Below are 22,007 nucleotides of genomic sequence, written 5' to 3'. Positions count from 1 at the left end.
TTATTTTCGCACCAGATAAGGTTTGCGCGGCGTTTTGGGCATGGCGGCCGGGCCCGGCTCAACCGGGAAATCCCCCATCAGATACGGGTGCATGCCCTGGTTTTTCAGATTCTGCAGGAACTGGCCGAAACCTTCAAGGCCGGTCATCTTGGGCGCCTCGCTCAGATGCCGCGCAGCCAGAGGGCCGATTTCGTCGATGATCGTCTGCAACGGCTCCATCGGTGCCTCGGCAAACTCCGCCATGCTCCAGATCCGCACCCGTGCCTTGGCCCATTGCGAGCGCAGGATCTTCAGATGCTCGGCCTCGATCTGCTGCAGCCGCGCCGCTTCCTGCCGCAGCTCTGTGAAATTGCGGTTGGACTTGAACAGCGGCACCGCCCAGGCACCGCTGATCACCGAGATCTGCGCGTTTGAATCCCGCGCCACCAGCCAGTTCACCGCCTGATTGTCGCGCGGCCCGAACTGAAAGCACTGGCGCTCGCCGCGAGTGTTCCAGATCAGGCTGGTGAGGAAGCTTTCGGGGTTGTAGTCGCGCACCTTGGCGCTGCCGTTCAGGCAGCCGTTGACCAGGCTTTGATCTTCGGAGAACTCGGCACCTTCAGGTGCAAAGATATGGCCGTGCACCCGCGCGCCGGTGGTCCGGGCCAGCCAGGTTTCAAAATCCTCGAACAGCTCCGCAAACCCCTGGAACACCGAATAGCGGCTGGAGGTGATGCCGTTTTCGGACCCATGCCCGGGAAAGCGGCTCTGCATGTAAAGGCCGGGGCGGCCGCGGGTGCGCCGCTCCACCGCCTTGGCAAAGATCCGGTCGATCTTGCCCGGGTTCGGCTCAGTCCGTTTCATCGCGCCCGCCGGGTCGGTCAGAAAGGCCTGGTACAGCCGTTCGGCATGCGGCCAGATCTTGCGGGCGACAAAACAGTCCGAGCGGCGCAAAAGCTGCAGGTGATCGTCGTAGAAGATATGCGGCTTGCCCTTGAAATCAAACTTCGACAGCGTCAGCGAGCGGCTCTCGATATTGCTGGAATACTGCCGCGCCAGGGTCTGGAAATAGCTCTCATCCGGGATCCACACCTTGCGGAAATAGGCGTCATAGACCGGCCGTTCCGGGTCCTCCAGGATCGCTGACAGGGTTTGCCGGGTCAGGCACCACCACTGGCTGCCCATATGCGGCACCAGCCCGGGCGGGATCCGGCGCTTAAAGCGCAGCTTGCGCTGCAGCGCCACATAGCGGTCGAACAGGTACCGGTGCCTCTTCCAGGAAAACGGGAACCGCAGGGTAAAGCGTTCCTGGCTCAGGCCGCCGACAATCCAGGGCACATCCGCAGTGGTCGCGCTTTCGATGAAATCGGTGCGCGGGCGCGCTGCCAGGTAATCGATCAGTTCCTCCACCGGCCGCAGCGGCAGGCAGGAGCCGGAAGCCAGATAGACGTGCCGTACGCCCGCAAACGCCGCCAGCATCATCTCGGAGGCCGCTTGCGAGGCGGCAACAATGCCCCAGGTGCCCCATTCGCAGCGCTGGCGGGCGCAAAAGCGCACCAGCGGATCATCTGCCAGCGATGCCCGGAATCGGGTGAAGACTTTGTGATCGACATTTCGGTCTACGTGCAGCACCACCGGGCAGCCGCTGGCAGTCCAATGCCGCGCGACCTGCGCCGCACGCTCCAGCGCGGTGTGCACCAGCATGACCACCCCAACCGTGCTCATGCCCAGTTCCCCTTGGACATCAGCCCCAGAATCTCAAGCTGGCGCCAGTTGATGTATTTCTCGCTCCATTTGCACCACAGCTCCGGCTGTTCGGCCAGCTTGCCGGCATAGGCCTTATATTCGACCGACCCCGCATAATGCTGCCCGCGGACCAGTTCCTCCTGCGCCTTGGCGGTGAAGGTATCCAGAAACTTGGTATGCAGCAGTGCGCCGCTGGCCTTCTCGCCGCCATCCGCTTCATAAACCTGGTTCAGCCCGCGCGGCAGCAGCGAATGGGTCGAGCTGGCATAGGCATAGCGCCGGTGCCATTTGACCAGCGGGATCTTGTTCAGCGCCGGTGCCTTGAAGGGCTCGTCGGCAAAGAACACCCGCGCCCGCGGCCCGCCCTGGATCCACAGGTTGCCGTATTCCGGATTGCGGGTGATCGAGTAATTGCCGCTGTCGAACCAATGGGCAATTTCCAGCGGGTTCTGGCCTGCCTGATAGGGAACCTCGCCGATCCGGCCCTTGGGATACACATCCACCAGCATCGCCGAGAAGCTGCGGATCGCGGAATTGTCCAGCCAGTCCGTCAGCGCCCGGATCGGCCGCGTGTCGCAGAACGGGTAGATAAAGAACTCATCCGGATCGACCACCAGCACCCAATGGTCATGTGCGTATTTGCGCTTGAGGTAGTTCATCCAGTCGATGCCGAAACCCGCCCGCTTGTAGCTGGCGGTGGTGTGCCACAGAGAGACATCCTCCATCCCGCGCAGGTAATCAGCCGTGCCATCGGTGGAGCCATTGTCAACAAACAGGAAGTGGTTGATCCCCATGCCGCGGTAATACTGCAGGAAATAGGGCAGCCGGATCTGCTCGTTGCGCATGGTGCAGACCAGCAGGATGTCTCCGGGCCGGATCGCCCTGGTGTTGTCTTGAACCGCAGAGAGCTCTGAGGATTTGCGCACCGCACGGATCAGCCGCCGCTTGCGCCGCAACCGCATCCGGTAAGAATCCCAAAGCCCCACGTTAACTCCAAACCAAAATCCAGGGAGCGCGCCTGCCTGCCCAAACCACCGCCGATCTGTGTCAGGGCTCCGCACAATATGTCATGCATACATAGTATTAACAACGGATTTAGAAACAGTTACGCCGCCCGCGGGCCAAGTTGCAACACCCGGCTTTCACAACATGGCGCTCCATCAGCCTAGGGCCAGGACCCTAATGCCAGCTGCCCCGGGTCATCAGCCCCAGCCGCTCCAGCTGCTGCCAGTCTTCATACCGGACAGAGCTTTCGCACCACAAATCCGGGGCGGCAATGATCGCGTCATAATAGGCATCATAGCGCTCGGTATGGGTGAAATGCTGCCTGCGCTGCTTCTCCTCCGCCGACTTGCGGACGATTTCGTCCAGGAACTTGCTGTGCAGCAGCACGCCCGAGGGCAGGTTCAGCCGGGCATCGAAAACCGCATTCAAATGCCGCGGCAAAACCGTGTAAGTCGAGCTGACATAGGCAAACCGCCGGTTCCAGCGCACCAGCGGCACCTTGTGCAGATGCGGCGCGTGATCCGGATTGTCCCGGAAGAACATCCGCTTGCGCGGCCCGCCCCGGATCGACACCTGGCCGAAACGGTCCAGACGCTCCCATGTGTACCCCTCCGCATCAAACCAGTTGAGGGTTTCGAAAGGGTCCCCGCCGGGCACGCTGGACTGGCTGCCAAGCGGCCCTTTCGGATACATGTCCAGCATCACCGCCCCAAAAGAGGCCACCCCCTGCCGGTCCAGCCAGCCGGTCAGGTCCTGCAAACTGCGGCTGTCCGCATACGGGTAGGTCAGGATCTCATCGGCGTCGGCGGTCAAGCACCAGGCGCCATGCCCATAGCGGATCTGCAGCCAGGTCAGCCAGTCAACGCCAAAGCGCGCATCGCGGTAGCTGGCCGCGGTGTGCCACAGCGACACATCCGGCTCCGACGCAAGGAATTCGGCGGTCCCGTCGGTGCTGGCATTGTCCACAAACAGGAAATGCGACACACCCGCCCGGCGGTAATGCTCCAGGTAAAACGGCAGCCGCGCCATTTCATTGCGCACGGTGGCAAACCCCAAAATGGGGTCCTGCGGGATCTGCGCAGTGCGGTCTGCGACCTTGGCCAGCTGGCGGCGCGCCCGCAGGCTCCGCCACAGCATCCGCCGCCGCTTCCACCGCAGCTTGTAGGACCCGGTCAGGCCCAGCGGCGGCAGATCAGAGGCGGCGGGGCCAGTCATGCTCAGGCCTCGTAGTGGCCTGTCTTGTGCCACTTCCAGGCGTCGGTGATCATCACCTCAAGGGTCGAGCGGCGCGGCTCCCAGCCCAGATCGGTCACCGCCCGGGTCGAACCCGACACCAGTTTGGTGCAATCGCCCGCCCGGCGCGCACCGGTATTGCAGGGCACCTTCTGCCCGGTCACCGCCTCAGCCTTGTCCATCACCTCGCGCACGGAAAAGCCGCTGCCGGTGCCCAGGTTGAACACCTGGCTGCCCTTGCCCGCTTCCAGCCACTTCAGGCCCAGCACATGCGCGTCCACCAGATCGCAGACATGCACATAGTCGCGGATGCAGGTGCCGTCCGGCGTGTCATAGTCGGTGCCGAAGATGGTCAGCGCATCACGCTTGCCGGCAATTGCATCCAGCACCAGCGGCACCAGATGGGTCTCGGGGCGGTGGAACTCGCCGACCTCGGCCTCGGGATCGGCACCCGCCACGTTGAAATAGCGGAAGATCACCGACCTCAGCCCGTTTGCAGCTCCGAAATCCTTCAGGATATCCTCAACCGCGCGTTTGGACGCGCCGTAGGCGTTCAGCGGCAGCTGCGGCGTGTTTTCATCCAGAACAACATTGTCATGCTCGCCGTAGGTGGCGCAGGTCGAGGAGAACACGAAGTCCAGGCAGCCAGCCGCCACCGCCGCCTCGATCAGGTTCAGCGAGCCGCCGGTGTTGTTGGCCCAGTAGCGGCCCGGTTCGCTCATCGCTTCGCCAACCTGGCTGAGCGCCGCGAAATGCATCACCGCCGCCGGCTTGTATTTGGCAAAAACCTCGTCCAGGCGGGCGCGGTCGTTCAGGCCGCCCTTCTCGAAGGGGCCGAACTTCACCGCATCCTGCCAGCCGGTCACCAGATTGTCGTAAGTAACCGGCGTATAGCCCGCCGCCTTCAACGCCTTGCAGGCATGCGAACCGATATAGCCGGCACCGCCGGTCACAAGAATATTGGTCACGGTCTTTGCCCCATGCTGGGCCGCCCCGGCAAGAGGGCGGCCAGAGTGGTTACTGCGCGGCTTTGCCGACCTGCGCAATCTCGGTGATGTAGCTCATCAGGTCATCGCGCAGTTCATCGCGCGCCAGCGCAAAGGCCACGGTCGCCTGCAGGAAGCCTGCCTTGGAGCCGCAGTCAAACCGCTGGCCGCGGAAGCGGTAGCCGTAGACAGGCACGTCCTGCGCGATATCCTCGGCAATCGCGTCGGTCAGCTGGATCTCGCCGCCCGCGCCCGATTTCATCTTGTTCAGATTCTTCAGAACCGACGGCGACAGGATGTAGCGGCCAATCACCGCCAGATTCGACGGCGCCTCTTCGGCTTTGGGTTTTTCGACCATGCCATTGGCCAGAACCACCTGCCCCATGTCGTCCTTTACATCCAGCACGCCATAGGCCGAGGTCTTCTCCGGCGGGACTTCCATTGCCGCAACCATGTTGCCGCCGGTTTCCTCATAGGCTTCGACCATCTGCTGCAGGCAGGGCTTTTCCGCTGCAATGACGTCATCCGGCAGGATCACCGCAAAGGGTTCGTTCGCAATCAGGCGGCGGGCGCACCAGACCGCATGACCCAGGCCCAGCGCCTTGTGCTGCCGCAGATAGGCGATCGCGCCCGATTCCATGTCGGTGCTCTTCAGGATCTCCAGCAGGTCATCCTTGCCCTTCTTGCGCAGTTCCTGCTCCAGCACCGGCGAATGGTCGAAATAATCTTCCAAAGCGCCCTTGCCGCGCGAGGTGACAAAGATGAATTCCTTGATCCCCGCGGCGCGCGCCTCGTCGATGGCGTATTGCACCAGCGGCCGGTCGACCAGCGTCATGATCTCTTTCGGGACGGACTTGGTTGCGGGCAGGAACCGGGTCCCCAGGCCTGCTACCGGAAAAATCGCCTTAGTTACCTTTTTGCGCATGTCATTCTCTCAATACTCAAATTCCCGGACGGGCGTCAGCCTCCGCGCGGAGCGCGCAGAAGCGGGCCCTTATCATGCCGGGCTATCTCCAACAAATTGTAAAGCAGCTGCCCGCTGCCTCTTGCTGCACGCTGGCAGCCACGGCCTGTCTGTTCTTGCCCTCATTACCATATTTTCAGTTACTCGTGCCCCATTTTCTTCATCATCGCTTCCAGGCGCGGCACATCCTCGGGATTGTTCAGCTCCCAGAACTCGCGCCCGCGCGCATCCACTTCCACACACAGCACCTTGCGGCCGTTTTCCAGGAACCTCAGCTGCTCCAGCCCTTCTAGACTCTCCAGCGGCCCTGTATCCCAATCAGAATAGGCTGCCAAGGCATCCGGGCGGTAGGCATAGACGCCGGCATGGTGGAAGACCGGCGTGTTTTCGCCATCCGCGTAGATGCTGCCGCAATAGGGCACCACCTCCTTGGAGAAATAGAGCGCGCTGCGGTCTTCGGCAAACACGGCGGTGGTGCCGCCGACCCGGCCCGCCTTGCGGTCGGCCAGCAGGCTGTTCAGGGTTTCGCCGTTGCAGCGCAGCACCGGCGTCGCCAGTCCCATTCCGGGGGCTGCGCGCAGGCCCGCTACCAGATCCTCGACAAACCAATGCGGGGTCAGCGGCGCATCGCCCTGCAGGTTCACCACGATCTCATAGCCGCCGCCCAGCGCCGCATGCGCCTCGGCGCAGCGCTCGGTGCCGTTGGCGCAGCTTTCCGAGGTCATCACCACCTCGGCGCCAAACCCCTCGGCCGCGTCTTTGATGCGATCGTCATCCGTCGCCACGACAACCCGGTCCACACCCTGCACCGAACAGGCCGCCCGCCAGGAGCGCTCCACCAGCGTGCGTTTCTCGCCGGAGGCGCCGGTCAGCGGCACCAGCGGCTTGCCAGGATAGCGGGTCGAGGCATAACGGGCGGGGATGACGATCAGGACAGACATCAGGCTTTCTTCAGTTCCACAGCCGGTGCATAGGCGATGAAGAACGGGTTCGCATAGCCCTCTTTCCCGTAAATTAGCGGGGAATGATCGTCAAAACGCACCACATTGCCGCCAGCGCCCGCAAGCACCGCGTGGCCGGCAGCGGTGTCCCACTCCATGGTGCGGCCGACCCGCGGATAGATATCCGCCTCGCCGGTGGCCACCAGGCAGAACTTCAGCGAGGAGCCGGCGCTCTTGCTGTCCTTGACGCTGTACTTGCCGATATAGTCATCGGTCGCCTGGTCGCGGTGCGATTTCGAGGCCACCACCATCAGCGCGGAATTGTCACTGTCGGCAACCCGGATCGCACGGGTCTCGCCGATGGTGTCCGGATCAAACGCGCCGGTTTCCTCCACCGCGCTGCCGTCCGCCAGGGTAAAGAACATCCGCTGCTTGGCCGGGGCATAAACCACGCCGCGGGTCGGCACACCCTTCTCCACCAGCGCAATGTTCACTGTGAAATCGCCGCGGCGGTGGATGAACTCCTTGGTGCCGTCCAGCGGATCAACGATCAGGAAAGTATCGCCGCGCTCCTTGTGCGAGGCAGCTTGCTCCTCGGTCACCAGCATCATCTCCGGGAATGCGGCGCGCAGGCCGGCCGAAATCAGCGCATCGGCCGCTTCATCTGCTTCGGTCACCGGGCTTTCGTCGGATTTGACCTTCACGTCGAAATCGTCGGAATTGTAGATCTCCATGATCGTCGCGCCGGCCTCGATGGCCAGCCGGCGGATCACGGGTACCAGGTCTTCATAAGTCACGCAGGTCTCCCTAACACGGGTTTAATTGAAAATTTGCCTCTCACCCCTTATGATGCGCCGGTACCAGAACGGCAAGCAGCCGCATCAACTTCGGGCAGTGAATGCAGGTCTAATGTTTCAGCAGCGCACACAGCAATCCTGGTTTTCCGGATTCCTCTCCCTGATTGAGGTGGTTTTCCACTCGGTGGTGCGCAGCGTCCGCTCCAAGCACAACAATGCTTTCATCGCCCTTGGCCTGAACATCCTGCAGGCGGTGATGTTCGTGGCCGCCTTTTACATCATGTTTGCGCTTCTGGGCCTGCGCGGCTCCGCCATCCGCGGCGACTTCCTGCTGTATGTGATGTCCGGCATCTTCCTGTTCATGGTGCACACCAAGACCGTCAGCGCGGTTGCCGGCGCCGAAGGGCCCAGCAGCCCGATGATGCAGCATGCGCCGATGAACACCATGGTTGCCATCCTGTCCGCCGCCATCGGGGCGCTTTACATCCAGGTGCTGTCGCTGTTCATCATCCTGTTTGTCTACCATGTCGCCTTCACGCCGGTTCATATCGAACAGCCGGTTCCGGCCTTTGGCATGGTGCTGCTGTCCTGGATCAGCGGTGCGGCCGTCGGGCTGGTGTTCCTGGTGCTGAAACCCTGGGCGCCCGGCCTGGTCAGCATCCTGACGATGATCTACCAGCGCGCCAATATGATCGCATCCGGCAAGATGTTCCTGGCCAACACCCTGCCCGGCTTCATGCTGGCGATGTTCGACTGGAACCCGCTGTTTCACTGCATCGACCAGTCCCGCGGCTTTGTCTTCATCAACTACAACCCGCATTTCAGCTCCTGGCAGTATGCGGCCTGGGTGGCCCTGGTGCTGCTGGTGATCGGCCTGATGGGCGAATTCTACACCCGCCGCCATGTCTCCATCAGCTGGAGCGCGCGGCGCTGACCGCAGGCACCGGCCCAAGACTTTTACTGAAAAGTCTTGGCAAAAGTTTTCCCTAAAACTTTTGCACCCCCGCCGGCCTCAGGTGACCACGCGCAGGGTCAGGTTGATCCTCCCGCCCTTGGGCAGCAGCCGCGAGGACTTGAACCGGATCCGGTCCACCCCGTGATAGGTGAGCCGCGCCGCGCCGCCCATCACCACAACGTCGCCCGAACTCAGCCACACCGATTCGGTTTTGCCGCCGCGGGTCCGGTTGCCGATCCGGAACAACCCGTCATCTCCCAGCGAAATGGAGACCACGGGAAAGGAGAAATCCGCCTCATCCTTGTCCTGGTGCAGCCCCATCCGCGCGCCCTCGCCATAGTAATTGAGCAAGCAGCACTCCGGCTGCCGCTCCAGCCCGGTCAGCTCCCGCCAGATGTCCAGGATCTCGCCGGGGATCGCCGGCCAAGCCCGTCCGAAGGGATGCTGCTCTGCATAGCGGTAGCCCGCGGCATCCGAATACCAGCCGAACCGCCCGGCCGAGGTCATCCGCACCGACATCTGTCCGCCGCCCGGCACCTTGGGCGAGAACAGCGGCGCCGCCTTCAGCACCGGCCGCAACGCCTCGATCAGCGCCGCCTGCCGGGCCGGTTCCAAATAGCCCTTGCACACCTCAAATCCGCGCACCCGCAGCAAGCTCATCGCCGTTCATCCATCCTTAACCATACCCCTTGCAAAAAAGCGCATCGATTCACGCATCACTGCCGATCTGGGCGCTTGCAGGGGCGTTTTCTGCTCCCTATATACGCCGGGACGCGGCAAGGTGCAGACCAAACCGCAACTTCAATCGGGGCCGGGATGCCGCAACGGGTTCAGGCCTCGGGTAATCGCCTTGAGTAGTAAAAGGGATCGAATATGAGCAAAGTTATCGGCATCGACCTGGGAACCACCAACTCCTGTGTGGCCATCATGGACGGCTCGCAGCCCCGCGTGATTGAAAACGCCGAGGGCGCGCGCACCACCCCGTCGATTGTTGCCTTCACCGACGACGAACGCCTCGTCGGCCAGCCGGCCAAACGCCAGGCCGTCACCAACCCCGACAACACCGTGTTCGGCGTCAAGCGCCTGATCGGCCGCCGCAACGACGACCCGGCTGTCGCCAAAGACAAGAAAATGGTGCCCTTCGCCATCGTCGACGGCGGCAACGGCGACGCATGGGTGGAAGCCAAGGGTGAGAAATACTCCCCGTCGCAGATCTCCGCCTTCACCCTGGGCAAGATGAAAGAGACCGCGGAATCCTACCTGGGCGAGGAAGTCACCCAGGCGGTGATCACCGTGCCGGCCTACTTCAACGACGCCCAGCGCCAGGCCACCAAAGACGCCGGCAAGATCGCAGGCCTCGAAGTCCTGCGCATCATCAACGAGCCGACCGCGGCCGCGCTGGCCTATGGCCTCGACAAGGAAGACACCCAGACCATCGCCGTCTATGACCTCGGCGGCGGCACCTTCGACGTCACCATCCTGGAAATCGACGACGGCCTGTTCGAAGTGAAGTCGACCAACGGCGACACCTTCCTGGGCGGCGAAGACTTCGACATGCGCATCGTCAACTACCTGGCGGATGAGTTCAAAAAGGAAAACGGCGTCGATCTGTCCAAGGACAAGATGGCCCTGCAGCGCCTGAAAGAGGCCGCAGAGAAAGCCAAGATCGAACTGTCCTCCACCTCGCAGACCGAGATCAACCAGCCGTTCATCTCGATGGATCCCTCCTCGGGCCAGCCGCTGCACCTGGTGATGAAACTGACCCGCGCCAAGCTGGAAAGCCTGGTGGCCGACCTGATCAAGCGCTCCATGGACCCCTGCAAGGCGGCTCTGAAGGATGCTGGCCTGTCCGCCTCCGACGTCGATGAGGTGGTTCTGGTCGGCGGCATGACCCGCATGCCCAAAGTCATCGACGAGGTGACCAAGTTCTTCGGCAAGGAGCCCCACAAGGGCGTGAACCCGGATGAAGTGGTTGCCATGGGCGCCGCCATCCAGGCCGGCGTTCTGCAGGGCGACGTCAAGGACGTGGTGCTGCTCGACGTGACCCCGCTGTCGCTCGGCATCGAAACCCTGGGCGGTGTCTTCACCCGCCTGATCGACCGCAACACCACCATCCCGACCAAGAAGTCCCAGGTGTTCTCGACCGCGGAAGACAACCAGAACGCCGTGACCATCCGCGTGTTCCAGGGCGAGCGTGAAATGGCCGCCGACAACAAGATGCTGGGCCAGTTCAACCTCGAGGAAATCCCGCCGGCACCGCGCGGCATGCCGCAGATCGAAGTGACCTTTGACATCGACGCCAACGGCATCGTGTCGGTCGGCGCCAAGGACAAGGCGACCGGCAAGGAACAGCAGATCACCATCCAGGCCTCCGGCGGCCTCTCGGACGACGACATCGAAAAGATGGTCAAGGACGCCGAGGAGAACGCGGAAGCCGACAAGGAACGCCGCGAGCTGATCGAAGCCAAGAACCAGGCCGAATTGCTGATCCACTCCACCGAGAAATCGGTCGAGGAGCACGGCGACAAGGTCGATCCGTCCACCGTCGAAGTGATCGAACTGGCCGTTGCGGCGCTGAAAGACGATCTGGAAAACGAGAAATCGACCGCCGAAAAGATCAAATCCGGCATCCAGAACGTCACCGAAGCCGCGATGAAGCTGGGCGAGGCGATCTACAAGGCGCAGGCCGAAGAAGGCAGCGACGAAGAACCGGCAGCCGCTGACGAAGCCGCCGGCCCGGCGGACGACGACATCGTTGATGCCGAATTCGAAGACCTGGACGACGACAAACGCTAACGCCTGACCACTCAGGCCACGGCGGGCCGGTCCGACCCCGGACCGGCCCATTTTCGTTGAGGCAGATGGGGTAACCGATGTCAAAACGTGACTATTACGACGTTCTGGGCGTGGCCAAAGGCGCCAGCGCAGACGAAATCAAAAAAGGCTTTCGCAAGAAGGCCAAAGAACTGCACCCCGACCGGAACTCCGACAATCCGGACGCCGAGGCGCAGTTCAAGGAAGCCAACGAGGCTTATGATGTCCTGAAGGACGCCGAGAAAAAGGCGGCCTACGACCGCTTTGGCCATGCTGCCTTTGAAAACGGCATGGGCGGCGGCGGCGGTCAGCGCGGCGGCCAAGGCTTTGGCGGCGGCGATTTCTCCTCCGCCTTTTCCGATGTCTTCGACGACCTGTTCGGCGATTTCATGGGCGGCCAGCGCGGCGGCGGCGGACGGCAGCGGGCCTCCCGCGGCGCCGACCTGCGCTACAACCTGCGTGTGACGCTCGAGGAAGCCTTTGGCGGGCTGCACAAGACCATCAAGGTCCCGACTTCAGTCTCCTGCACCTCCTGCGAGGGCACCGGGGCGGAGGGCGGCGTGGAACCCACCACCTGCCCGACCTGCTCCGGCATGGGCAAGGTCCGCGCGCAGCAGGGCTTCTTCACCGTCGAACGCACCTGCCCGACCTGCTCGGGCCTGGGCCAGATCATCAAGAACCCGTGCAAATCCTGCCACGGCCACGGCCGGGTGGAAAAAGACCGCTCGCTGTCGGTGAACATTCCGGCAGGGGTTGAGACCGGCACCCGCATCCGCCTGGCAGGTGAAGGCGAAGCCGGCCTGCGCGGCGGCCCTCCGGGCGATCTCTACATCTTTGTCGAGGTTGGCCCGCACGCCCTGTTCGAACGCGACGGCAACAATCTTTACTGCCGGGTGCCGGTCAGCATGGCCAAAGCGGGTCTTGGCGGCTCCATCGAGGTGCCGACCATCGACGGCGGCCGCGGCCGGGTGCAGATCCCCGAGGGCAGCCAATCCGGCCGCCAGATGCGCCTGCGCGGCAAGGGCATGCCGGCGCTGCGCGGCGGCGGTGTTGGCGATATGTTCATCGAACTGGCGGTGGAAACCCCTGTGAACCTCACCGCGCGCCAGAAAGAACTGCTGCGCGAGTTCGAGGAGATCTCCGAGGAAAACACCAACCCAGAATCCCGCAGCTTCTTCTCGTCGGTGAAAAGCTTCTGGGACGGGATGAAGGGGTGAGCAAGCTCCCCGGAAACGCTCCGGGGGAGCGTTTCGCTTGCGAACGGGCGGAGCCCCGGGCCTTGCCAAGCACATGACACAGTAAAAAGCGCCCCCTATCCGGGGCGCTTTTCTTTTGCGCGCCCTTAACGCACCCCCAGCCCGGACGCCCCATGCCACGCCGCGGCGGTGTACAGGGGGTGCACAAGGGGTGCACGCATAGCACCCCTCCTGCCACCGCTGCAGCGCAGCCTGCATTAACCCTTCCTCAACCATGATGGCGGCACCATGGCGCCATGGCACAGGATCCCTCATTCCAGGACGTTTCCCTGCCGCTGTTCCCCGGCAGCGACGAAGCCCCGGCGCAGCCCCTGGCCGCCGGCCGCCTGCCCTCCTACATCAAGGACCACCGCGCCCGCCTGCGCGACCGTTTCATGGCCGGCGGCGCCGCGGCGATACCGGATTACGAGCTGCTGGAACTGGTCCTGTTCCGCTCCATCCCCCGCCGCGACGTCAAACCCCTGGCCCGGCAACTCCTTGATACCTTTGGAGATTTCAACCGGGTCGTGACCGCTCCGCCCGAACGTCTGGCCACCGTCAAAGGCATCGGCGATGCGGTGATAACCGATCTCAAGGTGCTGGAGGCCGCCGCCCACCGCATGGCCCGCGCCCGGATCATGCAGCGCCAGGTGATCTCCAGCTGGGACGCGCTTCTGGACTATTGCCACACCACCATGGCCCACCGCGAGACCGAACAGTTCCGCATCCTCTTCCTGGATCGCAAAAACGTGCTGATCGCCGACGAGGAACAAGCCCGCGGCACCGTCGACCACGTCCCCGTCTACCCCCGCGAGGTTGCCAAACGCGCCCTGGAGCTGAACGCCAGCGCCTTGATTTTAGTGCATAATCACCCGTCCGGTGACCCCACGCCTTCGGACAGTGACATCGGCATGACAGACCAGATCCAAGCCGCTTTGACTGCCCTGGGAATCACCCTGCACGACCACCTGATCATCGGCAAATCCACCGAGCTCAGCTTCCGCGCCCAGGGCTATCTTTAGCGCTGCCGCACCGCGCACCAGCGCGGTGCCGGGCCCAAGGGTTTGCACGGCATCTTTGATGCCTTGCCAAACGCGCGGGAGCCCGCCGGAAGCAGCCTACTAGCGCACCCAGACCTCAACCCGGCGGTTGATCTGACGCCCCCAGTCGCTATCGTCGCAGGCCATGGGCAAGGCCTCGCCAAAGCCCTCGGTGCGGATTTCCACCCGGCTGAAATCCGCGGTTTCCGCAGCCCGGATCACCGCATCCCGCACGGCACCAGCCCGTTTCTCCGCAATCCGGCGGTTCCCTTCCGCCGGGCCAACACCGTCGGAAAAGCCCGCAAATACAAGCTCTTTGGCATCATACTCCCCCGCCTCAAGGGCACGGGCCAGCTGTTCAATATTGCTGCGGGACTGGGCGTCGGGGCGCGCCGATCCCGGCTCGAACCGGAACGAAACCGTAAGCCGCTGCAAACCGTCCAGCGCCGAAACAAGCCGCTGAAGCTCCGCCAGCCCGGCGCCCTCATCAGCCGCCAGAACCGCATTGGCCAGCCGGCTGCCCTGGCGGCTGACCGGGATCAATTCGGGCGCCTGGTCCACAAACCCCGCCCGCCGGATCACCGCCTGCGCTGCGGGCCCGCGCGCGTACACCAGGAAATCCCGGGCAATTTTCGGCAAGCGGCGGGCCGGCAGATACAGGAACACCGGCACCGTCAGCGGATAGTCCTCGGTCTTCACCGCCCGGCGGCTCGCCTTCAGGGTAAATCCGCAGGGGCCCTTCAATGTCAGCATCCGCGCCGCCCCCCGTTCCGCATAGCTGGCAATACCGATGGCAAAGGGATCTACCAGGACTTGCCGGACCAGGGAGCTGCTGCGGCTGTGGCGGCGCAGTTTCGGTGAAAACACAGCACCGAACGGTGCCATCAGCTTGTCCTCCACCGCTTGCGCAAGGCCGGAGCCGGAAACCGGCATATGCAGTGAAACCGGCGCGTCCGGGCCGCCGAGCTCCTGCCAGTTGGTGATTTCTCCGGAAAATACCGCCGCCAGCTGCGGCAGCGAAATCTCCTGCACCGGGTTGCTGGGCGCCACAACCGGAACAAAGGCATCCAGCGCCAGCACCCGGCTGCGGCCCGGCGCCGTCAGATCTCCCAGACCGGCGGCGCGGGCCGCCGCTTGTTCTGACGGGCGGATTTCCCGCAGGGCCATCGCCATATCCGCCTCATCACCCAGCAAGGCCGCAAAGCCGCCATCGGTCGTGCCAGGTAAAAACGTGAACCGGGCGGCCGGCGTCTGCCCGCGCAGCAGCACGTGGCTGAAATTCCCCTCCGGCAAGGACTCCCGGCGGGTTTGAAACCCGTTCCGCAGCGCAAAGCCCTCGATCAAGGCAGGCAGCAGCACTTCGGACATCGCAGAGGAGCCCGCCAAGGTCACCTCCGCCACAAAACCGGACAGGCTGGGGCAGCCCGGCCCGTCGCAGGCCACGCCGGAACCATCCACGGTGAGTTCGCCGAACTGGGTCTGCACCCGGTAGAACTCGCCGTCAAACCCCAGCAGCGTGCCGGTGATCTCCACTGCGCCATCCGGCGAAGTCAAAGTGATATCCTCAGCCGCAAGCCCGCGCGCCAGGGATGTCAGAAAAAGTGCGGCGCAGGCGGCCGCACGCAAGAAGGTCATGAGTATCCCTGAAGTTACCGCAAATCAGTTGGACGCGATTTTCAGGTCTTCCACCAGATTATTCAACACCAGAAAACTGCCTGTTGCATCGCAGGCGGGCATTGCCATCACCAAATCCCGGCTGCTGAGGCGGCCGCCGCGCAGCTGCAGAGCCTGAGCCGCGATGTCCTGTCCGCAATTGCTCCCGGTTACTTCAGCTTCTGCGGTCAGGGACACGGCACCAGACTGGCCGGGCAGGCCGGCCGGTGCGCTGTAAACTTCGGCGACACGCGGCGCCAGCAGGGACGCATCGCCCAGGCGGACAGTCTGTCCGGCGCCGGTTCCGGCCTCCGCCCCGTGCCAGACATGGCCGGCGCTGCCGTAGGCCGCGCCAAACTCCCGGGCATGGATTTCCAGGCCGCTGCTGCCGCTCCATTGCAGAACAACGCGCTCGACCGTGCCAAGATCATCCACTTCGGCAACAGCAACTGCGCCGCTGCCGCTTGCCGTCTCGGCTATGAAGACCGCCATCCGCGCCAAGGCGGGCACTTGAGCATTGAACCGGCCGGACGAATCCAGCGCGGCGGTAAAACTCATGCCGCTGTGGTGCACGGTCAAGCGCTCGCCGGCCCGGCAGGGGGATGACACGGACAAGGCAACCATTGCCGCAGGTGCGGCTTCAGCCTCAGCCGTCATCGCGCAGCCGGCAGCTTGTGCAGCGCCGTCGGCTTCGCGGGCCATTGAAACAGGCGCCGCGACGGCTGGTGCCGACGTCAGAGTGATCTTATCCAGCTGCAGCTGGGCGGTCTCAGGCTCGCCAGGCAACTGCGGGTCGGCAGCTGCGGTTGTATCTGCCATCCCGCCCGGACCGGGCGTTTGCATGAAGAACCCGATACCCAAAGCGCAAGCCAGTGTCATGGCGCTTGTCAGCATCACCTGTTTGCTCAGCATGAGATCCTCCTGAATCCTTTCAGCCAGAACAGCCTGCCGGGGAATTCCGGCCAGTTTGTGGCTGCTTGCAGGAGAGAATCCGGCAAATAATGCTTATGCGCCGCCTTTGCTGCGCATTTGGAAACAGATCAGAGGGCGGTGCTCCCGCGCCCGCGGGTGTCCTGGCTGCGCCAGAGCCACCCTGGCGGCCTTGGGCGTGGCGCTGCGCATCGCGCAGCGCCACGCCCAACGGGAGCGGTCTTTGTCAAAAGGCCGGCGACGGGCGGGAGGCCGTCCGCCTGCGGCCTGGGCCCGGGGCTGGCTGAAGTGCGCCTGCCTGATGGCCTCAGGCGAGGCTGCCGTGGCAGTGCTTGAACTTCTTGCCCGAGCCGCAAGGGCATTTGTCGTTGCGCGACGGGTTGCCCCAGGTGGACGGATCATCCTCCACAAAGCCCGGAGCGGGCTCTTCGGCGGGTGCTGCTGCAGCCGGCTGAACCGCCATCTGCTGCATGGCGGCCTGGCGGGCAGCCATTTCCATCAGCATCTGCTGCTGCTCTTCCTCGGTCATCGGGCGCACACGGCTGAGCTGCTGGGAGACTTCCTCCCGCAAGCTATCGAGCATGCTTTCGAACAGCTGGAAGCTTTCGTTCTTGTATTCGTTCAGCGGATCGCGCTGCGCATAGCCGCGGAACCCCACCACCGAACGCAGATGCTCCAGCGTCAGCAGGTGTTCGCGCCATTTCTTGTCGATGGTCTGCAGCAGCACCTGTTTTTCGATGTTGCGCATGTTTTCGGGGCCAAAGGCCTCGGCTTTCTCGCCCATCAGCTTGTCCGAGGCCTCGACCAGGCGTTCGCGGATCTGCTCGTCATCGACGCCTTCCTCGGCGGCCCATTCGGCCACTGGCGCATCGATCGACAGCATCTCGCGCACCTGTTCCTGCAGGCCTTGGGTGTCCCACTGATCGGCATAAGTCTTGGGCGGCATATGCGTGTCGAGCAGATCGTCGATCACCTCGTGGCGCATGTCGTCGACGATTTCGGACAGATCCTCGGCGGCCATGATTTCGCGGCGCTGGTTGAAGATCACCTTGCGCTGATCGTTCATCACGTCGTCAAACTTCAGCACGTTCTTGCGCATGTCGAAGTTGCGGCCCTCGACCTTGGCCTGGGCGCGCTCCAGCGACTTGTTCACCCAGGGGTGAATGATCGCCTCGCCTTCCTTCATGCCCAGCGACGACAGCAGTTTGTCGAGGCGCTCGGAGCCGAAGATGCGCATCAGGTCATCTTCGAGGCTGAGGTAGAAGCGGGTGCGGCCCGGGTCGCCCTGACGGCCGGAGCGGCCGCGCAGCTGGTTGTCGATGCGGCGGCTTTCATGGCGCTCGGAGGCCATCACAAACAGCCCGCCGGCATCCAGCACCTTCTGCTTTTCCTCGGCATGCTTGGCTTCCTCGGCGGCGCGCAGCTCTGCCGGGTCAGCCTCCGGGCTGGCGGCCAGGGCTTCCAGCACCTTCATCTCGACGTTGCCGCCCAGCTGAATATCGGTGCCGCGGCCGGCCATGTTGGTGGCGATGGTCACCGCGCCATGACGGCCGGCATCCGCGACGATCTGCGCTTCCTGCTCGTGGTGGCGCGCGTTCAGGACGTTGTGCTGGATGCCCTCCTGCTGCAGCAGGTTGCTCAGCAGTTCGGATTTCTCGATCGAGGTGGTGCCCAGCAGGACCGGCTGGCCTTTATCGTGCGCGACCTTCGCTTCCTTGATCATCGCCTCGTATTTTTCACGGGCGGTGCGGTAGACCTGATCATCCTCGTCAACCCGGGCGATCGGACGGTTGGTCGGCACTTCAACCACACCCAGGCCATAGATCTCTGCGAATTCCTCTGCCTCGGTCATGGCGGTGCCGGTCATGCCCGACAGCGTGTCATAGAGACGGAAATAGTTCTGGAAGGTCACCGAGGCCAGGGTGGTGTTTTCCGGCTGGATATCGACCTCTTCCTTGGCCTCAATGGCCTGGTGCAGGCCTTCGGACAGGCGGCGGCCCGGCATCATGCGGCCGGTGAACTCGTCGATCAGCACCACCTGGCCGTCCCGGACAATGTAGTCCTTGTCGCGCTGGAACAGCTTGTGCGCGCGCAGCGCCTGGTTTACGTGGTGGACAACCGTGGTGCTCTCGGGATCATAGAGAGATGCCTCGGCCTCCAGCAGGCCGTGTTCGCGCAGCTTCTCTTCGAGGTATTCGTTGCCGTCCTCGGTAAAGGTCACTCCGCGGGTCTTCTCGTCGATCTCGTAATGCTCGTCCGACAGCAGCGGGATCACCTTGTCGATGGTCGCATAGAGCTCAGAACGGTCCTCGGCGGGTCCGGAAATGATCAGCGGTGTGCGGGCCTCGTCGATCAGGATCGAGTCGACCTCGTCGACGATGGCAAAGTTGTGCTGCTTCTGGAACACCTGGTCCAGCGACGGTTTCATGTTGTCGCGCAGGTAGTCAAAGCCAAGCTCGTTGTTGGTTGCGTAGGTGACGTCGCTTTCATAGGCCGCCATCTTCTCTGCATCGGGCTGGCCGGACCAGATCACGCCAGTGGTCATGCCAAGCTGGGCAAACACCTTGCCCATCCATTCGCTGTCGCGCTTGGCCAGGTATTCGTTCACCGTGACCACATGCACGCCCTGGCCAGTGAGCGCGTTCAAATAGGCCGGGAAGGTCGCCACAAGGGTCTTGCCCTCGCCGGTCTTCATCTCGGAAATGTTACCCTGATGCAGGAACACGCCGCCCATCAGCTGGGTGTCAAAGGCGCGCAGGCCCAGGGCCCGCTTGGCGCCTTCACGCACGTTGGCAAAGGCTTCGGGCAGCAGCGCATCCAGGCTTTCGCCGTCCAGCGCGCGCTTGCGCAGCTCTCCGGTCTTCTCGATCAGGCCTTCATCGCTCAGCTTCGCGAACTCTTCCTCCAGCCCGTTGATCTGTGCGATCAGCGGCCGCGTCGCCTTGATTTTACGGTCGTTCGGCGTGCCGAAAACCTTTTTGGCGATTGTTCCGAAACCCAGCATATTTTCTCCAGCGATCCTATCTGCGGCCTTTGCATCCGGCAGGCTTGCCCGCCGTGTCCGCAACCCATAAACAATGGTGGAAAGACGGTCCTGCCAATGGCCTCAAGGCGATGTAAGCGGCAGGGTATTCAGTGTCAACGGCACGCCCTCTTGCGGCCAAGGAATAGGAAGGTTTCAATGCCTAAAGGTCTCACTTTTCTGCGTGGTTTGGCGGTGGCCGCCGTTGCTGCGTTTCCTCCGGCTGCTGTCGCGGCACCGCATGCAAACACGGTGGTCGCCTCGGTCAATGGCGAGGAGATCACCATCGGCCACATGGTGATGGCCCGCGAGAACCTGCCGCAGCAGTACAAGCAGCTGCCGGATGACGTTTTGTACAACGCCATCCTGGACCAGCTGATCCAGCAGACGGCGCTGAAGCAGCAGCTGCACGGTGAAGTGCCGCAATATGTGCAGCTCTCGGTCGAAAACGAAGAGCGCGCCATGCTTGCCGCGGATGTGATCGAGATGGTCATGGGCAAGGCCAGCACCGACGAGAAACTGCGCGCGGCCTATGACGAGAAATACTCCTCCGGCGATGGCGGTGACGAATTCCATGCCGCCCATATCCTGGTCGAAAGCGAGGAGGATGCGCTGGACGTGAAGAAGGAGCTGGATGCCGGCGCCGACTTTGCAACGCTGGCCAAGGAGAAATCCACCGGTCCTTCCGGCCCCAATGGCGGCGATCTGGGCTGGTTCACCACCGGCCGCATGGTGCCGGAGTTCGAGCAGGCCGTGCTGAAACTGCACTCGGGCGAGGTTTCCGGCCCGGTGCAGACCCAGTTCGGCTGGCATGTGATCCTGCTGCATGAACGCCGCAAGACCGAAGCGCCCGAGTTTGACGAGGTGCGCACCCAGCTGGCGGACGAGTTGCGCCAGAAGGCGGTCGAGGACCGGGTGAACGAACTGACGGCCGCTGCCGAAATCGAGCGTCCTGAAATTGAGGATCTGGATCCGGCCATCCTCCAAGACCTCAGCCTGGTGAGGAACTGATCATGGGCGGCACAATGCCTGTTTCACCGCTGGCACCTGCCAGCTTCCCTGCGCTGCCGGTGATCAAGGGCGTGCGCTTTGCTGCCGCTGCGGCCGGCGTCAAATACCAGGGCCGCACGGACGTGATGCTGGCGGTGATGGACCCCGGCACCGCGGTGGCCGGCGTTTTCACCCGTTCCAAGACCCGCTCGGCGCCGGTCCTGGATTGCCAGGCCAAGCTGGGCGGCGCCGCGGATTCCGGCGCGGCAATCCTGGTGAACTCAGGCAATTCCAACGCCTTTACCGGCCACTACGGGCAAAGCTCGGTGGCAGAGATCACTGCGGCCGTGGCGGATGCCACCGGCCTGCCTGGCGAGCGGATCTTTACCGCTTCCACCGGCGTAATCGGCGAACCGCTGCCCCATGACAGGATTGTCGCCAAGATCAGCGAGCTGAATGGCGCGCTGGATGAGGGAGCTCTGGAAGACGCTGCCAAGGCAATCATGACCACCGACACCTTTGCCAAGGGCGCCGCGGCTGAAGTGGAGATTGATGGCCAGACGGTGCGGATTGCCGGCATTGCCAAAGGCTCCGGCATGATTGCGCCGGATATGGCGACGATGCTGGTCTACATCTTCACCGATGCCGAAGTGGAGCAGGCCGCGTTGCAGGCGCAGCTGGCAGAGATCTGCAACCGCAGCTTCAACTGCATCACCGTGGACAGCGACACCTCGACCTCCGACAGCCTGATGCTGTGCGCCACCGGAGCATCCGGTGTTGATGCCACTGGCAACGCCGAATTCGCTGCCGGGCTGGAGAAAGTCATGCTGGACCTGTCGCACCAGGTGGTGCGGGACGGCGAAGGCGCCACCAAGTTTGTTGAAATCCAGGTGACCGGTGCCGCCTCCGATGCCGATGCCAAAGTGCATGGCCTGGCCATTGCCAACTCGCCGCTGGTGAAAACCGCAATCGCCGGCGAAGACCCGAACTGGGGCCGCGTGGTGATGGCGATCGGCAAATCCGGCGCCGCAGCCGACCGGGATCTCTTGTCGATCTCCTTTGGCAATGTGCTGGTGGCCGAAAAGGGCTGGGTCTCGCCGGACTACAAGGAAGAGTTGGGTGCGGCAGAGATGAAGAAGCAGGAGATCACCATCAAGGTGGATCTGGGGCTGGGTGCAGGCAAATCCACCGTCTGGACCTGCGACCTTACCCATCAGTACATCTCGATCAACGCGGATTACCGGTTGTGAAGGTGGTTCTCGTTTCCGCTGTCGCGCTCATCGATGTGGATGGGCGGGTGCTGCTGGCGCAGCGTCCCGAGGGCAAATCGATGGCCGGCCTGTGGGAATTTCCCGGTGGCAAGATCGAGGCTGGGGAAACCCCGGAGGCCGCACTGGTCCGGGAACTGCATGAGGAGCTGGGCATAGATACCTGGGCTTCTTGCCTGGCGCCCTTGACCTTTGCCAGCCATACTTACGAGGATTTCCACCTGCTGATGCCGCTGTTTGCCTGCCGCAAGTGGGACGGCATTCCGCAGGCAAAGGAAGGCCAGACCCTGAAATGGGTGCGGCCGCAGGACCTGCGCGATTACCCGATGCCGCCAGCCGACATCCCGCTGATCCCGATCCTGCGCGACTGGCTGTAGCATCTTGCGGCCCCGGTCTCCGGGACCGTCTTTCCTGACCAGACTGATTTCACTCGCTTTTCTGGGCTCTTT

Annotated in this window: 18 protein-coding genes; 7 read left to right on the top strand and 11 right to left on the bottom strand. The window is 63.2% G+C overall.

Going from position 1 to position 22,007, the window contains the following annotated elements; translation table 11 throughout:
- From ACXAEH_RS15080 to cysQ, 7 genes are all read right to left on the bottom strand, one after another.
- Nucleotides 1–1,704: a DUF5927 domain-containing protein gene (locus ACXAEH_RS15080; RefSeq protein ID WP_475033910.1), complete on the bottom strand. Its 1,704-nt coding sequence runs from the start codon at nt 1,702–1,704 to the stop codon at nt 1–3.
- Nucleotides 1,701–2,687: a glycosyltransferase family 2 protein gene (locus ACXAEH_RS15075; protein ID WP_475035588.1), complete on the bottom strand. Its 987-nt coding sequence runs from the start codon at nt 2,685–2,687 to the stop codon at nt 1,701–1,703. Before ACXAEH_RS15075 ends, ACXAEH_RS15080 begins: the two co-directional genes overlap by 4 nt.
- A gap of 217 nt (nt 2,688–2,904) precedes the next feature.
- Nucleotides 2,905–3,945: a glycosyltransferase family 2 protein gene (locus tag ACXAEH_RS15070; RefSeq protein ID WP_475033909.1), complete on the bottom strand. Its 1,041-nt coding sequence runs from the start codon at nt 3,943–3,945 to the stop codon at nt 2,905–2,907.
- 2 nt (nt 3,946–3,947) lie between these two features.
- Nucleotides 3,948–4,931: a UDP-glucose 4-epimerase GalE gene (galE, locus tag ACXAEH_RS15065; RefSeq protein ID WP_475033907.1), complete on the bottom strand. Its 984-nt coding sequence runs from the start codon at nt 4,929–4,931 to the stop codon at nt 3,948–3,950.
- Nucleotides 4,932–4,980: 49 nt separating this feature from the next.
- The gene (gene galU, locus ACXAEH_RS15060) at nt 4,981–5,874 is read right to left on the bottom strand and encodes a UTP--glucose-1-phosphate uridylyltransferase GalU (RefSeq protein WP_475033906.1); all 894 of its coding nucleotides are present in this window, start codon (nt 5,872–5,874) and stop codon (nt 4,981–4,983) included.
- 179 nt (nt 5,875–6,053) lie between these two features.
- Complete coding sequence (locus tag ACXAEH_RS15055; RefSeq protein WP_475033904.1) at nt 6,054–6,854, bottom strand: 3-deoxy-manno-octulosonate cytidylyltransferase; 801 nt, start codon at nt 6,852–6,854, stop codon at nt 6,054–6,056.
- Nucleotides 6,854–7,651 carry a 3'(2'),5'-bisphosphate nucleotidase CysQ gene (gene cysQ, locus ACXAEH_RS15050; RefSeq protein ID WP_475033902.1) on the bottom strand — a complete coding sequence of 266 codons (798 nt, stop codon included), beginning with the start codon at nt 7,649–7,651 and terminating at the stop codon, nt 6,854–6,856. The genes ACXAEH_RS15055 and cysQ overlap by 1 nt, the downstream gene beginning before the upstream one ends.
- 112 nt (nt 7,652–7,763) lie before the next feature.
- On the opposite strand from cysQ, the gene ACXAEH_RS15045 reads away from it, so the two are divergent.
- Nucleotides 7,764–8,585 (top strand): ABC transporter permease, encoded by an 822-nt coding sequence (locus ACXAEH_RS15045; protein ID WP_475033901.1) that lies wholly within the window; start codon nt 7,764–7,766, stop codon nt 8,583–8,585.
- Nucleotides 8,586–8,663: 78 nt separating this feature from the next.
- Here the strand turns inward: ACXAEH_RS15045 and ACXAEH_RS15040 are convergent, their stop codons facing one another.
- Nucleotides 8,664–9,266 (bottom strand): alpha-ketoglutarate-dependent dioxygenase AlkB family protein, encoded by a 603-nt coding sequence (locus ACXAEH_RS15040; RefSeq protein WP_475033899.1) that lies wholly within the window; start codon nt 9,264–9,266, stop codon nt 8,664–8,666.
- 213 nt (nt 9,267–9,479) lie between these two features.
- Here ACXAEH_RS15040 and dnaK point away from each other — a divergent pair, with 213 nt between their 5' ends.
- From dnaK to radC, 3 genes are all read left to right on the top strand, one after another.
- Nucleotides 9,480–11,402, top strand: coding sequence for a molecular chaperone DnaK (gene dnaK, locus ACXAEH_RS15035; protein WP_475033897.1), 1,923 nt, complete (start codon nt 9,480–9,482; stop codon nt 11,400–11,402).
- A 77-nt stretch (nt 11,403–11,479) separates the two neighbouring features.
- Nucleotides 11,480–12,637, top strand: a complete 1,158-nt coding sequence (dnaJ, locus tag ACXAEH_RS15030; protein ID WP_475033896.1) for a molecular chaperone DnaJ — start codon at nt 11,480–11,482, stop codon at nt 12,635–12,637.
- Between the two features lie 275 nt (nt 12,638–12,912).
- A complete protein-coding gene (radC, locus tag ACXAEH_RS15025) occupies nt 12,913–13,677 on the top strand; it encodes a RadC family protein (protein WP_475033894.1) in 765 nt (254 codons plus the stop codon).
- Nucleotides 13,678–13,776: 99 nt separating this feature from the next.
- On the opposite strand, the gene ACXAEH_RS15020 is transcribed toward radC, so the two are convergent.
- The 3 genes from ACXAEH_RS15020 to secA form a co-directional block, all read right to left on the bottom strand.
- Nucleotides 13,777–15,330, bottom strand: a complete 1,554-nt coding sequence (locus tag ACXAEH_RS15020; protein ID WP_475033893.1) for a phosphate ABC transporter substrate-binding/OmpA family protein — start codon at nt 15,328–15,330, stop codon at nt 13,777–13,779.
- A 24-nt stretch (nt 15,331–15,354) separates the two neighbouring features.
- Nucleotides 15,355–16,260, bottom strand: a complete 906-nt coding sequence (locus ACXAEH_RS15015) for a hypothetical protein (protein ID WP_475033891.1) — start codon at nt 16,258–16,260, stop codon at nt 15,355–15,357.
- Nucleotides 16,261–16,585: 325 nt separating this feature from the next.
- Nucleotides 16,586–19,282 carry a preprotein translocase subunit SecA gene (secA, locus tag ACXAEH_RS15010; protein ID WP_475033890.1) on the bottom strand — a complete coding sequence of 899 codons (2,697 nt, stop codon included), beginning with the start codon at nt 19,280–19,282 and terminating at the stop codon, nt 16,586–16,588.
- A 177-nt stretch (nt 19,283–19,459) separates the two neighbouring features.
- Between secA and ACXAEH_RS15005 the strand changes: the two genes are divergently transcribed.
- The 3 genes from ACXAEH_RS15005 to mutT are packed head-to-tail and all read left to right on the top strand — an operon-like array spanning nt 19,460 to nt 21,935.
- Nucleotides 19,460–20,311 (top strand): peptidylprolyl isomerase, encoded by an 852-nt coding sequence (locus ACXAEH_RS15005; protein WP_475033888.1) that lies wholly within the window; start codon nt 19,460–19,462, stop codon nt 20,309–20,311.
- 2 nt (nt 20,312–20,313) lie between these two features.
- A complete protein-coding gene (argJ, locus tag ACXAEH_RS15000; RefSeq protein ID WP_475033886.1) occupies nt 20,314–21,540 on the top strand; it encodes a bifunctional glutamate N-acetyltransferase/amino-acid acetyltransferase ArgJ in 1,227 nt (408 codons plus the stop codon).
- Complete coding sequence (gene mutT / locus ACXAEH_RS14995) at nt 21,537–21,935, top strand: 8-oxo-dGTP diphosphatase MutT (RefSeq protein ID WP_475033884.1); 399 nt, start codon at nt 21,537–21,539, stop codon at nt 21,933–21,935. The genes argJ and mutT overlap by 4 nt, the downstream gene beginning before the upstream one ends.
- Nucleotides 21,936–22,007 lie beyond the last annotated feature (72 nt).

The organism is Leisingera sp. ABM4_060 (assembly GCF_056158765.1).
The sequence above is the reverse complement of the archived record's forward strand: the minus strand, read 5'-3'. Positions and strand labels throughout refer to the sequence as shown.

Bases quoted from the DNA above. Each gene is read 5' to 3' on its own strand.
- ACXAEH_RS15080 (WP_475033910.1), bottom strand. From the start codon at position 1,704: ATGAGCACGGTTGGGGTGGTCATGCTGGTGCACACCGCGCTGGAGCGT.
- ACXAEH_RS15075 (WP_475035588.1), bottom strand. From the start codon at position 2,687: ATGCGGTTGCGGCGCAAGCGGCGGCTGATCCGTGCGGTGCGCAAATCC.
- ACXAEH_RS15070 (WP_475033909.1), bottom strand. From the start codon at position 3,945: ATGACTGGCCCCGCCGCCTCTGATCTGCCGCCGCTGGGCCTGACCGGG.
- galU (WP_475033906.1), bottom strand. From the start codon at position 5,874: ATGCGCAAAAAGGTAACTAAGGCGATTTTTCCGGTAGCAGGCCTGGGG.
- ACXAEH_RS15055 (WP_475033904.1), bottom strand. From the start codon at position 6,854: ATGTCTGTCCTGATCGTCATCCCCGCCCGTTATGCCTCGACCCGCTAT.
- ACXAEH_RS15045 (WP_475033901.1), top strand. From the start codon at position 7,764: ATGTTTCAGCAGCGCACACAGCAATCCTGGTTTTCCGGATTCCTCTCC.
- ACXAEH_RS15040 (WP_475033899.1), bottom strand. From the start codon at position 9,266: ATGAGCTTGCTGCGGGTGCGCGGATTTGAGGTGTGCAAGGGCTATTTG.
- dnaK (WP_475033897.1), top strand. From the start codon at position 9,480: ATGAGCAAAGTTATCGGCATCGACCTGGGAACCACCAACTCCTGTGTG.
- dnaJ (WP_475033896.1), top strand. From the start codon at position 11,480: ATGTCAAAACGTGACTATTACGACGTTCTGGGCGTGGCCAAAGGCGCC.
- radC (WP_475033894.1), top strand. From the start codon at position 12,913: ATGGCACAGGATCCCTCATTCCAGGACGTTTCCCTGCCGCTGTTCCCC.
- ACXAEH_RS15020 (WP_475033893.1), bottom strand. From the start codon at position 15,330: ATGACCTTCTTGCGTGCGGCCGCCTGCGCCGCACTTTTTCTGACATCC.
- ACXAEH_RS15015 (WP_475033891.1), bottom strand. From the start codon at position 16,260: ATGCTGAGCAAACAGGTGATGCTGACAAGCGCCATGACACTGGCTTGC.
- secA (WP_475033890.1), bottom strand. From the start codon at position 19,282: ATGCTGGGTTTCGGAACAATCGCCAAAAAGGTTTTCGGCACGCCGAAC.
- ACXAEH_RS15005 (WP_475033888.1), top strand. From the start codon at position 19,460: ATGCCTAAAGGTCTCACTTTTCTGCGTGGTTTGGCGGTGGCCGCCGTT.
- argJ (WP_475033886.1), top strand. From the start codon at position 20,314: ATGGGCGGCACAATGCCTGTTTCACCGCTGGCACCTGCCAGCTTCCCT.